This window comes from Asanoa siamensis (assembly GCF_016862555.1).
Lineage (GTDB): Bacteria > Actinomycetota > Actinomycetes > Mycobacteriales > Micromonosporaceae > Asanoa > Asanoa siamensis.
The window spans coordinates 13,494-28,270 of record NZ_BONE01000099.1 but is presented as its reverse complement, the minus strand read 5'-3'; the positions used below and the strand labels follow the sequence as shown (position 1 = coordinate 28,270).

Genomic DNA, 14,777 nt, shown 5'->3' with positions numbered 1-14,777 from the left:
TGTCGGTGCCACTGCCGGCGCCCTCACCGCCACATGCGGTGAGGGTGATCGCCAGCGCGACGCCGGCGACCGCAGCGAGATACTTCTTGCTCATACGCCCCTCCTCTCGAAACCTTCGCGCGTCAGTGTTAGCGCTAACACGATGGGCGTCAACACCAGCCAGGAAATCCCGGCGTCACGGGTTCGTAACGGGGGCGTGCGTAACTCAAATGGACGGTGCGCTCGCGCTGTTGCGGACTATCAGCGTCGGGGCGATCGTCTGCCGGAGACCATCGCGGTGGTCGCCCGAATCGGCGATCTGGCTCAGTAACAGGTCGAGGCTCATCCGCGCGACTGCCTTAAAGTCCGGTCTGACTGTCGTCAACGGCGGAATGAAGAAACCGGCCTCCGGCACGTCGTCGAACCCGACGACGCTGATGTCCTGCGGCACGCGACGGCCGTGTTCGTGCAGTGCCCGCAGGACCCCGAGGGCGAGGTGGTCGTTCGCCGCGAACACCGCGGTGACCTCGGGCATCCTCGCGAGCATCTGCCCGGCCTGGAAGCCCGCAGAGGCCGACCAGTCAGCCGGGATGAGCGGAGGTACCTGCGCGCCGGCGGCAAGCAGGGTCTCCCGCCAGCCCTCTATCCGGCCCGCGCTGTCGATCCAGTTGGGCGGGCCGGTCACGTGCCATACCGTGCGGTGCCCCAGGTCGAGCAAATGTTGGGTGGCTTCCCGCGCGCCGGCAACCTGGTCGACCGTGACGAGCGGCAGCGACCGGTGCGGGTCACCGTCGACAGTGACCAGGGGAATGCTCCTGGGCAGACGCTCGAGAGCATCCCCGGCAGACTCGACGGGTGCGATCGCGATGATTCCGGCCACCCGGTGCGCTAGGTGACGCTCGACCGCCGCGGCGATGGACTGATCATCGAGGTCCCCAACGCTGCCAATCGTGACAACGAAGCCGGCCTCCGCGGCCGCCTGTTCGAGGGCGGCCAACAGCGAAGCCGGTCCGTAGAGCGTGGTGTTCTGAGCGACGACCCCGATCACCCTCGATTGGCCTGTCACGAGAGCGCGAGCAGCGCCATTGGGTCGGTAGCCGAGCTCGGTGATCGCGGCCTGGACTCGCAGACGGGTGTGGTCGCTGACGTACGGATGCCCGTTGAGCACACGTGAAACTGTTTGGTGCGAGACGCCGGCCAGCCGTGCGACGTCCGTCATCGCGGGAGCGCGCGTGGTCATCCCATCCCCCCGACATCAGTCAACGCGCCCCACACCGGCGGACCGGGGTAAAGACGCTGATCGCAGTCTACGTCAGCGGGCAACTCCTGCTGGTGACGTGGCGGCCGGCCCCGCCTCGACGGCGGGACCGGCGCTCGTTGGATGGGACGCGGTCGGTCAGGGCGTGCTGAGGTCGAACCGCCGCACGGTGACGCTGCCGCCCAGGGCCTGGGTGGCATAGTTGAAGATGCCGAAGCGGTAACCCATGAAGAACTGCCAGGTGTTGTTGAGAGTCAGGGCGTTGCCCAGCGAAGTGAAGGTAACCCCGTCGGTGCTGTAGGAGAACCGCGCCTGGCGACCACTGCCGGGCCTGATGTCGGCGTTGGCCCGCAGCCAGATCCGTCCGCCGGACACGCCGGCGCCGGCGATCTCGGAACCAGTGCCGGTCGTGTTCCAACTACTGTCCATACTCAGACCGTTGGTCATCACTACGCGGGTGGTGCCGTTGTCCCGGCGGACGCCGATCCACGCCGACGATTGGCGCAACATCGCCAGACCGGTGCGGTCTCCGTCCCGCATCGTCGAGTAGTCGAGCTCGATCGTGGCCGTCGACGTCGGCCCCTGGATCCGATGCGTGAGGGTGTTGCGTGCGCTGTAGAGGTCGTTCGTGACGGTGGCCGCCTGTAGACGCAACCCGTTGTTGACAGACCACCGCGAGTTGTCCGGATTGTGGTTCCACTCCCACTGCGGGCCCAGCGTCGTGCCGGCGAAGCTGTCGGCTCCGGTGAGCGGCTTGACCGCACGCGGCGGCGCCGGGAGGTTCGGCTTCGGATACGAAGCTCCCCACCCGCCGTTCACCGTCGTAATCACCGGCCAGCCGTCCGCGGTCCAGGTGATCGGAGCCAGCGCGGGAACCCGGCCACCGGGGTACGCGTCGACGAAGCTCATGTAGTACCAGGCGCCGTTCTGGGTCTGCACGAGCCCGCCCTGGTGGGGCACTCCCCCGCCGGAGATCGGGCCGGGCATGTTGAGCAGCACCTGACGCAGTTCGTACGGTCCGAAGGGTCCGTTGGTGGACTTCAACACGTACTGGCCGTTGGCCGGGCGGGTCAGCCAGATGTAGTAGCTGCCGTTGCGCTTGTAGAACCGCGCGCCTTCCAGCGTGCCGACGCTCGAAGGGGTGCTGAAGACCTGCTGGGAACGGATCTGGCTGCGCCCGTCGGCTGAAAGCTGCGCCACGCTGATTGTCGAGTTCCCGTAGGCGACGTACATCGTGTCGTTGTCGTCGATCAACATGCCGGCGTCGTAGTAGCAGTTGTTGATCGTCGTGTGCCGGTTCCAGGCACCGTCGACGGCCGTCGCGGTGTAAATGTGCGTCTGCGCGAAGTCGATGCATCCGGCCCAGTAGAAGGTCCGGTTGCTGGCGCGGTAGTTCAGCGTGGACGCCCAGATCCCGTCGACGTAGGCCCGCCCACCGCCGCCGAGGTCGTACTTGGCACCGAAGTCGAGTCTGGGCACCGAATGGCCGGCGAACTCCCAGTTGACCAGGTCGTACGAGCGCAGGACGGGCGCACCGGGTGAGTAGTGCATTGTGGACGCCGACATGTAGTAGACGTCGCCGACCCGAATGATGTCGACGTCAGCGAAATCCTGCCAGACCACCGGGTTGGTGAAGGTCGAGCCACCCGGGTTTCCGGGAGTGGTGCCGATCTGGACGAGTTGCCACTGTTGGTTGTTGCCGCCCCAGTCGGTGTATTGCACGACGTTGGCGCCGTCGGTGGTCGAGGAGTTCTGGACTTCGAGGGCCTTGTTGCTGTTGCGGTTGAGCAGTCGCACGTAGCCGCCGGTGGAGTCGGCGAGTCGGAACTGTTGGTTGGTGGCGTTGTTGTCGGTGTACTGGACGATCGCGGCTCCGTCGGCCGTGGAGGAGCCGGAGACATCAAGGACCTTGCCGGAGTGGCGTGATTTGAGGCGGTAGTAGCCACTGCCGGAGTCGACGAACTGCCACTGTTGCCAGTTGCCGTCGTTTCGGGTCCATTGGGTGATGCGGGCGCCGTCATTGGTGGCCAGGTTGTAGACGTCCAGCGCTTTGCCGCTGTTGCGGTTGACGAGCACGTACCAGGCGTTGGTGTCCACCGTCGCCGCGGCAGCTGGCGCCGAACCCACCAGCGCCAGCGCACCGCCCACCAGCACCGCGACCGCGGCGGCGCCGGCCCGCGCCCACCAGCCGCGCCTGCGCGGCACTGCCTCAGGAACCGTTACCCGCATAGACATGACGCTCCCTCGCACGGATCGTGCGGCCATGTTGGACAGTTGGCGCGCGTGGACAGCTGCCACCATCAGCCCCCGCCGCAACCTGTTAGCGTTATCAGGCCACCTCCGCGCCCCAATGGAGTTGCCGATAGCCGCCCGGAAGAAGAGGGAGAACGCCGGCCCGACTCGGCGGACATCGTCCATCTTCAGTATTGACTGTGAACGATAACAGGACGGCAGTCAAGACGTAACATAGGCCGAGTCGTCGCCTGTCCAATCAGGACGCGAGCCCGTCAGGAAGGGATCGCGACGACCGGCGGGCCAAGGGCCGGGGCTGGTCGTCGCGATGCCGAACGAGGATCTAGAAGCCGCGGGCGAGGCGGTAATAGGCCTGGTTCCAGCGGAGCTGATCGGCGAACCGGCCCGGCTCGGTGTGCGCGTCGATGACCAGCAGCTCCGTGCGGCTCATTTCGGCCAGGTCACGAAGCTCCTCGACACCGACGGCCTGCGAGAGCACCGTATGGTGCGGGGCACCGGCGGTGATCCACGCCTCGGCCGACGCGGTCAGGTGCGGACGCGGTTGCCACACGGCCCGCGCGACAGGAAGCCGTGGCAGCGGCTGAGGCGGGGCCACGACATCGACCTCGTTCGCGACGAGTCGAAAGCGCTCACCCATGTCGGTCAGACCGAGCACGACAGCAGGCCCCGGCGCCGCGTCGAACACCATCCGCACCGGGTCCTCGCGCCCACCTATGCCGAGCGGGTGGATCTCGACGGACGGCACACCGGCGGCGATGCTCGGACAGACCTCCAGCATGTGGGCACCGAGCACGACTTCCTGGCCCGGCACGAGGTCGTACGTGTAGTCCTCCATGAACGAGGTCCCGCGGTTCGAGCCCGCCGACATCGCCTTGAGCGTCCGCACGAGCACCGAGGTCTTCCAGTCGCCCTCGCCGCCAAAGCCGTAACCGTCAGCCATCAGGCGCTGCACGGCGATGCCAGGGAGCTGTCGGAGGCCGCCGAGGTCCTCGAAGTTCGTGGTGAATGCCCGGAATTCGCCGGCCTCGAGGAAAGCGCGCAGGCCGGCCTCGACCCGGGCCGCGTACCGCAGCGACTCGTGCCGACCGCCGCCCGCCCGTAGGTCGGCCACGATCCGATACGTGTCCTCGTACTCCTTCACCAGCTCGTTGACCCGTGCGTCCGGCACCTCGTCGACCGCAGCGACGAGATCGTTGACGCCGTAGGTGTTGACCGAGACGCCGAAGCGCAGCTCCGCTTCGACCTTGTCCCCTTCGGTCACTGCGACATCGCGCATGTTGTCACCGAACCGGGCCACCCGCAACGACCGCATCTCGGAGAGCCCCACGGCGGCGCGCGCCCAGGCGCCGACCCGGGAGACCACACGTGGATCAGTCACGTGCCCGGCCACCGTCTTGCGCGCTACGCCGAGCCGGGTCTGAATGAAGCCGAACTCCCGGTCGCCGTGCGCGGCCTGGTTGAGATTCATGAAGTCCATGTCGATCTCGTGCCAGGGCAACGCCACGTTGGCCTGCGTGTGCAGGTGCAGCAGCGGAGTCCGCAGTGCCTCAAGCCCACTGATCCACATCTTGGCGGGTGAGAACGTGTGCATCCAGGCGATGACCCCGATCGCCCCGCTGACCGCGGCCTCGCGACAGACCTGCAAGATTTCCGCGCTGGTCGTCAGGACCGGCTTCCACACCACCCGCACGGGCAGGATCCCGGCGGCGTCGAGCCGCTCCGCGATCTCCCGTGACTGGCTCGCCACCTGGCGGAGGGTCTCTTCGCCGTACATGGCCTGGCTTCCGGTGAGAAACCAAACCTCGCGTTGCTGGTGCGCTGCCATGTGGTCGCCCTCCAGGGTCGGTGGATCACTTGTAGCGGATGCCGATGAGGCGCTGCAGGAGGATGAAGGCGAAGAGCAGGCCGCCGATCACGATCTTTGTCCACCACGAGTTGAGGCTGCCGTCAAAGGTGATCAGGGTCTGGATGACGCCCAACACCAGCACGCCGAGCACCGTCCCGAATACGTAGCCGGAGCCGCCGGTGAGCACGGTGCCGCCGATGACGACGGCTGCGATCACGTCGAGTTCCATCCCGACGGCGATCAGCGGAGCGCCGGACAACGTGTAGAACGAGAGCAGGATCCCGCCGATGGCCGAGCAGAGACCGCTGATCGTGTAGACGGCGATCTTGGTGCGGCCCACTGGCAACCCCATCAGCAGCGCCGACTGCTGGTTGCCGCCGATCGCGTAGACGTTGCGCCCCAGCCTGGTGTAGGCCAGCGTGTACGCAGCCACGGCGACCACCACGAACGCGATGACCACGCTGATCGAGACGAAGTTGCCGCGCGGGTCGCCGATCCGGGTCTGCGACATGCTGGTCCAGAATCCGTCGCTGATCGGGATTGACGAGCCGCTGATGAAGGTGCACATCCCGCGGGCGAAGAACATCCCGGCCAGGGTCGCGATGAACGGTTGGATATCGAAGAAATGAATTACGCAGCCCATCAGGAATCCGAGCATCGGGCCGATGAGCAGCGCGATGGGCAGCACCGCGCCGGCGGGCAGACCCCGCTCGAGCAGGGATGCCGAGACCATGGCCGTCATGGCGACCACCGAGCCCACCGACAGGTCGATGCCGCCGGTCAGGATCACGAAGGTCATACCGACGGCCACGACGAGCAGGAAGCTGTTGTCGATGAGGACGTTGAAGACGACTTGGATGTTCGAGAATGCCTGGTACTGCGAGACACCGATCCCGTACATCACCAGGAGCAGGGCGAGGGTGGCCAGCACCGGGATGTGCCGCCGCGGCAGCCGCACCGGGCCGCGGCCGATCGTGAGTTGGGTGGCGGTCATGCCGGGACCCGCTCTTTCCGCTGGTCGCCCGATACATCGGCGGGCGGAAGGCCAGGCTTGCGCCGGACGAGTTTGGCGCGGAACGCCGGCGCGTTGATCAGGCACACGGCGATCACGACGACCGCCTTGAACAGCAGGGCCGTCTGGGGAGAGATGCTCATGGCGTACACCGAGGTCGTGAGGGTTTGGATGATGAGCGCCCCCAGGATGGTGCCGCTCAGGAAGAACCTGCCACCGGCCAGGGACGTGCCGCCGATGACAACGGCCAGGATCGCGTCGAGTTCGATCCAGAGCCCGGCCGTGTTGCCGTCCGCACTCGACACGTTCGCCGTGATCATGAAGCCCGCGACGGCCGCGCAGGCCGCGCTCACCACGTAGACGAGGAAGGTGATCCGGCCGGAGCGGATACCGGCCAGCCGACTGGCCTCCGCGTTGCCGCCGACCGACTCGATGATCATGCCCAGCGCGCTCCGCCGGGTGATGGCGGCGATCAGCAGAGCCGCGCCCAGCGCGATGAAGATGGCCAACGGAAGGGTCAGGAAATGACCCAGACCGATGGCGCGGTACGGGTCAGCGTTGATCGTGATGATCTGACCCTCGGTGATCAGTTGGGCCAGACCCCGGCCGGCGACCATCAGGATGAGCGTGGCGATGATCGGCTGAATCCCGATGACCGCGACGAGCACGCCGTTCCAGGCGCCCAGCACGAGCGCCAACCCCAGTGCCATCGCCAGGGCGGTGAACATCGCGCCGAGGCTGTCCTGGTCGGGCTGCTTGCTGATATAGAGGCAGGCGACCGCACCGCTGATCGCGCAGACCGAGCCTACCGAAAGGTCGATGCCACCGGTCGAGATCACCAGTGTCATGCCGAGCGCCACCAGGATCAGCGGCGCGCTGAGGCGCAGGATGTCGACCAGGCTGCCGTAGAGGTGTCCGTCGCGCATCTGCACCGCGAGGAACCCAGGGCGGTAGACCGTGTTCGCGAGGAGCATCACCGCGAGCACCACGACCGGCCAGAACAGCCGGTGGCCGGCCAGCGCCCGAAAACGGGACTTCCATTCGCTCATGTCGTCGCTCTCTCTTCGCCCGCTCCGCTCGCGATCGTCTGCATGATCCGGTCGGAGTCGACCGACTCGTCGTTGGTCAGCTCACTGACCAGAGTGCGGTCGCGCATCACCGCGACCTTGTGGCTGAGGCGCAGCACCTCCTCGAGCTCTGCGGAGATGAACAGCACCGCCATGCCGCCGTCGGAGAGCTCGACTACGAGCTTCTGGATCTCGGCCTTGGCGCCGACATCGATGCCGCGGGTCGGCTCGTCGAGGATCAGCAGCCGGGGCTCGGTGATCAGCCAGCGGGCCAGCAGCACCTTCTGCTGGTTGCCGCCGGACAGGTTCGCCACCGGGATCTCCGGGTTCGCGGGACGGATGCTGAGCGCCTTGACATATTTGTCGACGAGCTCGTCCTGGCGGCGCCTGGCCACCGGGCGCAGCCAGCCGCGGGCCGCCTGGAGCGCGAGGATGATGTTCTCCCGCACCGTGAGCTCGCCGACGATCCCCTCCAAGCGACGGTTCTCGGAGCAGAATCCGATGCCCTGGGCGATTGCGCCAACCGGGTTGCGCAGTGTCGTGCCGCGACCGTCGACCGACAGGTCGCCGTGGTCCGCCCGATCGGCACCGAACAGCAGCCGGGCCACCTCGGTGCGCCCCGAGCCCAGCAGGCCGGCCAGCCCGACGACCTCACCCGCGTGGATGGTCAGGCTGAACGGCGCCACCGAGCCCTTGCGACTTAGTTCGCGGGCGTCGAGGAACGGGGTGCCGCGCTCGAGCACGGCCAGCTCGCGCTTGGGCTGCTCATCGAGCCGTTCGAGGACGTCGAGCTCCTTGCCGATCATCTTCTCGACCAGACCCAGTTGCGACAGCTCGGCCGTGGTGTATTCGCCGACCAGCGAGCCGTTGCGCAGGACGGTGATCCGATCGGCGATGCCGTAGACCTGGTCGAGGAAATGGGTCACGAAGAGGATCGCGATCCCCTCGTCACGAAGCTGACGCATAATGCGAAAGAGCTGCGCGACCTCGCCGGTGTCGAGGCTGGATGTCGGCTCGTCCAGGACGAGCACCCGCGCCTGGACGTCAATCGCCCGGGCGATCGCGACCATCTGCTGGACCGCCAGGGAGTAGGACGCCAGGGGTGCATTGACGTCGATGTCGAGGTCCAGGCGGGTGAGCAACGCGCGGGCCCGGCGCCGCATCTCGCCCCACCACACGGCGCCGAATCGGCGGGGCTCCCGTCCGATGAAGATGTTCTCCGCCACCGAAAGGTTGGCGCAGAGATTGACCTCCTGGTAGACGGTGCTCACACCGCCCGCCGAGGCTTGCATCGGGCCGCGGAAGGACACCGGCTCACCGGAGAGGATGATCGTGCCACTGTCGATGCCATAGACGCCGGTGAGCACCTTGATCAATGTGGACTTGCCGGCGCCGTTCTCGCCCATCAGCGCATGGACCTCGCCCGGGAAAAGCCGAAAGTCCACGTCGTGCAGCGCCCGCACGCCCGGGAAGGCCTTGCTGATTCCGGTCATTGTCAGGACCGGATGGCGTTCCGTCATCCCACCAGACCTCTTCACTCAGATCGTCCGTGCCGCGGCCTTTGACTACGGGCACGGTGGGAAGGCCGCCCGCGGACGGGCGGCCTTCACCGGTTCGGTCAGTACTTACGGGTCGGCAGAGCTTCCTTAGCCTGTTCCTGCGTGAACGTAGTTTCCTCGGTCTCGATACGAGCAGGAACTTCCTCGCCGGCGTGCACCTTCTTCGCCAGATCCATCAGCTGAGGCCCGAGCAGCGGGCTGCACTCGGCGATGAAGTTGAACTTGCCATCGGCCAGCGCCTTCATGCCGTCCTTGACCGCGTCGATCGTGATGATCGTGATGTCCTTGCCGGGCACCTTGCCCGCGGCGGTGATGGCTTCGAGAGCACCAAGCCCCATGTCGTCGTTGTGCGCGAATAGCACGTCGATCTTGGGGTTGGAGTTGAGGAACTGCTCCATGACCTGCTTGCCGCCGGCACGGGTGAAGTCACCCGACTGGGAGGCGATGATCTTGAGCTTGGGGTTCGCCGCGATGGCCTCAGCGAAGCCCTTCTTCCGGTCGTTTGCCGGCGCCGATCCGGTAGTGCCCTGGAGTTCGACGATGTTGACTTCGGCGGTCGCCGACTTCTTGTTCTCGACGAGCCACTCGCCGGAAAGCTTGCCCTCCTTGACGAAGTCCGAGCCCAGGAAGGTCTTGTAAAGAGACTTGTCGGCCGAGTCGACGGCGCGGTCGGTGAGGATCACGGGAATGCCCGCGTCCTTGGCCTCCTTGAGGACGGTGTCCCAGCCGGACTCGACCACCGGCGAGAAGGCGATGACGTCGACCTTCTGCTGGATGTAGTTGCGGATGGCCTTGATCTGGTTTTCCTGCTTCTGCTGGGCGTCGTCGAACTTCAGCTCGATGCCCGCCTCGGCAGCGGCGTCCTTGACGGACGTGGTGTTTGCCGTGCGCCAGCCGCTCTCCGCGCCGACCTGCGAGAAACCGAGGACGATCTTGCCATCGTCAGCGGTTCCGCTGCCGCCGCCCGTGTCACTGTTGCCGCAGGCGGCCAGGCCGCCCGTCAGCAGGACAGCGGCGAGGGCCGCTACGACGGGGCCGAACTTTCTCGTACTTTTCATGGAATCTCCTCGAATGTGCAGGGGTTCGTTCCGCGGGCCGGAGTTAGCCGGGCGGCTTGCACTGGTGGAGCGAGGTGCGGTCGCGGTCATACGACCGCGGTCAGAGCTATCAACAGCGTGCGGCCAGTGGCTTTGACCACGCTGGGCAAGTGGCGGCTCAGGTGCTCGACGGAGGCACCGAACGGTCGGCTGTAGAGGGTGGCGTCGCGTTGAGGTTCGCACGTCCGGCAGCGTTGCGGATCGCGCGTAGGCGGGACATCACGTCGTCGCCGCCGCGTCCAAAATGGTCGTGCAGCGAGCGGTACTCCGCGTAGAGCGCGTCGTAGGAGCTCACTCGATCCGGGTCGGGTCGATAGACGTCACGGTCGACGCGGCCCATCACCGCCGCCGCCGCGTAGACGTCGGGATAGGCGCCGGCCGCGACGGCCGCGTGGATCGCCGAACCGAGGGCTGGACCCTGTGCCGAGCCGATGATGCTCAGCGGCCGGTTGGTGACGTCGGCGTAGATCCGCATGAGCAGGTCGTTGGCGGCCAATCCGCCGGCGACGACGATCTCGTTCACCGGGACGCCGGCGGCTTCGAACGCCTCGATGATCATGCGGGTCCCGTAGGCAGTCGACTCGAGCAGCGCTCGGTAGACGTCCTCCGGTCGGGTGGCCAATGTCAGGCCGATGATCAGGCCGCTGAGGTCGTGGTTGACCAGCAGTGACCGGTTGCCGTTCCACCAGTCGAGCGCGATCAGGCCGTGCGCGCCGACCTGCTGCACCGCGGCGAGCTGGGAGAGCTGGGTGTGCGACGCGACGCCGGCCGGGGCCGACTGCTCCACGAACCAGCCGAAGATGTCGCCCACACCGCTCTGCCCGGCCTCGAAACCCCAGGCTCCGGGACTGATGCCGCCATCGACCACGCCGCACATGCCAGGCACCTCGACGAGGTCCGCTCCGTTGAGCACGTGGCACGTCGACGTGCCCATGATCGCCACCAGTCGACCGGGCTCCAGAGCCTTCGCCGCTGCGGCAGTGACGTGGGCGTCGACGTTGCCGACCGCCACGGCGATGCCTTCCGGGAGCCCGGTCCACCCGGCCGCTCGCGCGGTGAGGCCGCCGGCCCGTTGCCCCATCGGCGACAGCGGACCGTCAAGCTTGGTCACGAAGTCGACGAACCCGGGGTGCAGCGCGGCGAGAAACTCCTTGCTGGGATAACGGCCGTCCTGGTGGATTCCCTTGTAGCCCGCGGTGCAGATGTTGCGCGTCTCGGCACCGCAGAGTTCCCAGACGATCCAGTCAGCGGCCTCGATGAACCGTTGCGCCCGCTGGTAGGTCTCCGGATCTTCCTCGAGCAGCTGAAGACCCTTGGCGAACTGCCATTCAGCGGAGATCTTGCCCCCGTACCGACCGATCCACGATTCCGCACGCTGGTGCGCGAGCGCGTTGATGCGGTCGGCGTGCGGCTGGGCGGCGTGGTGCTTCCAGAGCTTCACCCACGCGTGCGGTCGGGCACGAAGTTCCGGCACCTCACACAATGGTGTCCCGTCGGCGAGGGTAGGAAGGACCGTGCAGGCGGTGAAGTCCGTCGCGATGCCGATGATCTTCAACGGGTCCACACCGGACTCGCGGACAGCATCGGGGACGGCGTGGGCCAGGACGTCGCGGTAGTCCTGCGGATCCTGTAACGCCCAATCGGGGTCAAGGGGAGCCCCGGTCTCAGGCAACGATGTCTCGATGACCCCGCGCCGGTAGACGTGCACCGCCGTGCCGACCTCGGCCCCGTCGCGGAGCCGCACCACCACAGCCCGACCCGAGAGCGTGCCGTAGTCGACGCCGACCACGTACTGGTCAGCCGGTGCGCCGAAGTTGACCATAGTGCTCACCTCCCGGGCGGTTGGTGTCCATAGTGTTAGCGCTCACATCGATTCCGTCAAGATACTCGATGGCAACAGCTACGTAACGGCGCCGCGACCCGCCCGGCACCTGGTTGACTTCGGCCCACACCGCCCTATTCGCCTCCCGGGGATCACGCCAAGATTTCGCGGCTGTTGCCAGCTGCCCGGCAGACCTCTTGCGTGCCGATTGAGTGGTCGCTATGTTAGCGATCACATACATCTGCACCAGTCGATTCCACTCGAGTGGTCGCAGTCCTGTCAGGACCTGCCCGTCCCATCGCCTCTCCCAGCAGAAAGGCCTCTCGTGACCATCTCCCGGCGATCCTTCACGTTCGGCGTGGCCGCCTCGACCGCGCTCACCGCATCCGGGCTGGCGATCAGTCCTACCAACGCGTTCGCGGCACCGGTCTACACCGCCTACGTGATGACGTACTTCACCGAGACGCCGCAGTTCGTGGGTGCCGACTACGGGCTGCACGTCGCGGTCAGCCGTGACGGCCTCAACTGGACTCCGCTGAACCAGAACAACCCGGTCGTCACCCCGACGGCCGGCACCCTGGGACTGCGCGACCCGTTCGTCTTCCGTAAGCAGGACGGCACCTTCGTCGTCGTGGCCACGGACCTGCGCGGCACGAACTTTGGTCAGAACAGTCAGTACCTACACGTCTGGGATTCGACGAATCTGACCAGCTTCACCGGTTACCGCCGGCTGCGGATGCACACGTACAACACGCACACCTGGGCGCCGACCGTCTTCTGGGACGCCGCGCGGGGGCAGTACGGGATCGTCTACTCGAACAACAACGGTGGCCAGGACGTCTTCCTCGTCAACTACACGAGCGACTTCCGCACCGTGAGCGCTCCGCAGGTCTACTTCAGTCCCGGGTTCCCGGTGCTCGACGGAGACATCGTCGTCGACGGTGCGACCACGTATCTCTACTACAAGAACCTCGCGAACGGGAACCTCTACGGTGCGCGCTCGTCCACCGGCGCTCCGAACAGCTTCACCACCTACACCAGCGGCCTTCGGCAGGGAAACGCGATGGAGGCGCCGTTGCTGCTCAAACGCAACGACGACAACGGATGGTGGCTCTGGGGCGACTCGTTCAGCCCGGTCAACGCGGACTACTACGCGTGGTCGACGAGCAACGTCGGCGCCAACGCGTGGACCGTGCTGAACCAGCGCGACTACACGCCGCCGCTCAACGCGAAGCACGGATCGATTCTGGGCATCACCGACGCGGAGTACAACGGCCTGGTCAACCGCTGGGGAACCCCGAACTGGGTCCGGCTGAAGTCGTCGAACCTGCCGGACCGGTACGTTCGCCACATCGACCGGGTCGCCCGGCTCGACGCCTACCCGTTCGACCCGTACCAGGACCAGCTCTGGCGGATGGTGCCCGGCCTGGCCGACTCGACGGGCGTCTCCTTCCAGTCCGTGAACGTCCCGGGCTCGTATCTGCGACACAGCGGTTACGTGCTGCGGCTCGACCCGAACGACAACACCGCCACGTTCCGCGCGGACGCGACCTTCATCCGTACGCCTGGGCTCGCGGACGCGAGCTGGACGTCCTTGCGGTCCTACAACTTCCCCACCCACTACCTCCGACACGCCGGGTACGCGCTGAGGATCGACCCGCTCAGTGCATCGTCACCGGCCGTCGACCGTCAGGACGCCACCTTCCGGATCACCCCGTAGCACGGAGGGCGGGGCCGGGGGTCATGCCACCCGGCCCCGCCGCACCCCGCAACGGGGCGGTGCTCTGCCGGACCACTAGGGTCGGTGTCACCAGCGGGTCGACCGCGGAGTGCGTCAACCGCTCCGGCTGGCCGTTGTCGATGACGCGCAGCAGCGCGGCGATGCACCTGCGGCCGACCTCATCGAAGTCCTGCCTGATTGTAGTCAATGGCGGAGAGAGAAACTCGGCTTCCGGGATGTCGTCGAACCCGACCACGCTGACGTCCGCGGGAACGCGGATGCCGTGTTCGTGGAACGCCCGCATCATGCCCAGTGCCATCTGGTCGTTGCCGGCAAACACAGCCGTGACATCGTCGCGGGACGCCAGCTCCAAGCCGGCCGCGTAACCCGATCGCGCGCTCCAGTCGCCCGCGATGGGTCGTGGCGCCGCCAACCCGGCGTCGCCGAGGGTGGACCGCCATCCCTCGATCCGGCCCTGGGCCTCCAACCAGTCCCGGGGGCCGGACACGTGCCACACCTTCCGATGACCGAGGCTGAGCAGGTGCTCGACGGCCATTCGTGCACCGGACACCTGGTCGACGGAGATCGCCGGAATCTCGCCGTTCGCGTCGGCTTCGACCGCCACCGCCGCCGTGCTCTTGGGCATTGTCCGCAGCGCCGCCGCGGCCGCCGCCTGAGGCGCGATCACCACGACCCCGGCCACCGACTGGTCGGCCAGCGCACCCAGCGCCGAGACCACACCGTCATGGTCGATGCGCTCCAAGGTCGCCACGCTGACGCCGTATCCGGCAGCGCGGGCCGCCTGTTCGATTCCCAGCAGCGTGGCGGCCGGGCCGTAGAGGATCGTGTCGAAGCTGACCACACCCAGCACGCGCGAGCGGCGCCCCGCCAGCCCGCGGGCCATAGCGTTCGGTCGGTAGTTGAGCTGGCGCACCGCTTCGAGCACGCGTTCACGGGTTGCCGGCTTCACGTTCGGCTGGTGGTTGAGGACCCGGGACACCGTCTGGTGCGAAACGCCGGCAAGCCGAGCGACGTCAATCATGACCACCGGTCGTTCCCGCATTCCCGAACCCCCAATCGTGTCCTGATGTTAGCGGTATCAGGACCGCAGGGATAGCCACGTGTCGGCCTCTAGAGCCGACCCGGGCACGATTCACAAATTGG

The 14,777-nt window shown here is 66.8% G+C and carries 10 protein-coding genes; 1 reads left to right on the top strand and 9 read right to left on the bottom strand.

Annotated elements, in window-relative coordinates; all coding sequences use genetic code 11:
* Positions 1–205: 205 nt before the first annotated feature.
* From Asi02nite_RS36150 to araB, 8 genes are all read right to left on the bottom strand, one after another.
* Complete coding sequence (locus Asi02nite_RS36150) at positions 206–1,198, bottom strand: LacI family DNA-binding transcriptional regulator (protein ID WP_203718547.1); 993 nt, start codon at positions 1,196–1,198, stop codon at positions 206–208.
* A 177-nt stretch (positions 1,199–1,375) separates the two neighbouring features.
* A complete protein-coding gene (locus Asi02nite_RS36145) occupies positions 1,376–3,466 on the bottom strand; it encodes an RICIN domain-containing protein (RefSeq protein ID WP_203718549.1) in 2,091 nt (696 codons plus the stop codon).
* 346 nt (positions 3,467–3,812) lie between these two features.
* On the bottom strand, positions 3,813–5,315 hold the full coding sequence (gene araA, locus Asi02nite_RS36140) for an L-arabinose isomerase (RefSeq protein ID WP_203718546.1): 1,503 nt from the start codon (positions 5,313–5,315) through the stop codon (positions 3,813–3,815).
* Between the two features lie 25 nt (positions 5,316–5,340).
* Positions 5,341–6,330, bottom strand: coding sequence for a galactofuranose ABC transporter, permease protein YjfF (gene yjfF, locus Asi02nite_RS36135; RefSeq protein WP_203718545.1), 990 nt, complete (start codon positions 6,328–6,330; stop codon positions 5,341–5,343).
* Entirely contained in the window at positions 6,327–7,397 is a 1,071-nt protein-coding gene (locus Asi02nite_RS36130; protein ID WP_203718544.1) for an ABC transporter permease, read from the bottom strand. The genes yjfF and Asi02nite_RS36130 overlap by 4 nt, the downstream gene beginning before the upstream one ends.
* A complete protein-coding gene (locus tag Asi02nite_RS36125) occupies positions 7,394–8,935 on the bottom strand; it encodes a sugar ABC transporter ATP-binding protein (protein ID WP_203718543.1) in 1,542 nt (513 codons plus the stop codon). Before Asi02nite_RS36125 ends, Asi02nite_RS36130 begins: the two co-directional genes overlap by 4 nt.
* A 98-nt stretch (positions 8,936–9,033) precedes the next feature.
* Positions 9,034–10,032: an ABC transporter substrate-binding protein gene (locus tag Asi02nite_RS36120; RefSeq protein ID WP_203718542.1), complete on the bottom strand. Its 999-nt coding sequence runs from the start codon at positions 10,030–10,032 to the stop codon at positions 9,034–9,036.
* A 157-nt stretch (positions 10,033–10,189) separates the two neighbouring features.
* Positions 10,190–11,893 carry a ribulokinase gene (araB, locus tag Asi02nite_RS36115; RefSeq protein WP_203718541.1) on the bottom strand — a complete coding sequence of 568 codons (1,704 nt, stop codon included), beginning with the start codon at positions 11,891–11,893 and terminating at the stop codon, positions 10,190–10,192.
* Between the two features lie 325 nt (positions 11,894–12,218).
* Between araB and Asi02nite_RS36110 the strand changes: the two genes are divergently transcribed.
* Positions 12,219–13,613, top strand: a complete 1,395-nt coding sequence (locus Asi02nite_RS36110) for a glycoside hydrolase family 43 protein (RefSeq protein ID WP_203718540.1) — start codon at positions 12,219–12,221, stop codon at positions 13,611–13,613.
* Here the strand turns inward: Asi02nite_RS36110 and Asi02nite_RS36105 are convergent.
* Positions 13,603–14,655: a LacI family DNA-binding transcriptional regulator gene (locus Asi02nite_RS36105; protein ID WP_239127517.1), complete on the bottom strand. Its 1,053-nt coding sequence runs from the start codon at positions 14,653–14,655 to the stop codon at positions 13,603–13,605. The genes Asi02nite_RS36110 and Asi02nite_RS36105 overlap by 11 nt on opposite strands.
* Positions 14,656–14,777 lie beyond the last annotated feature (122 nt).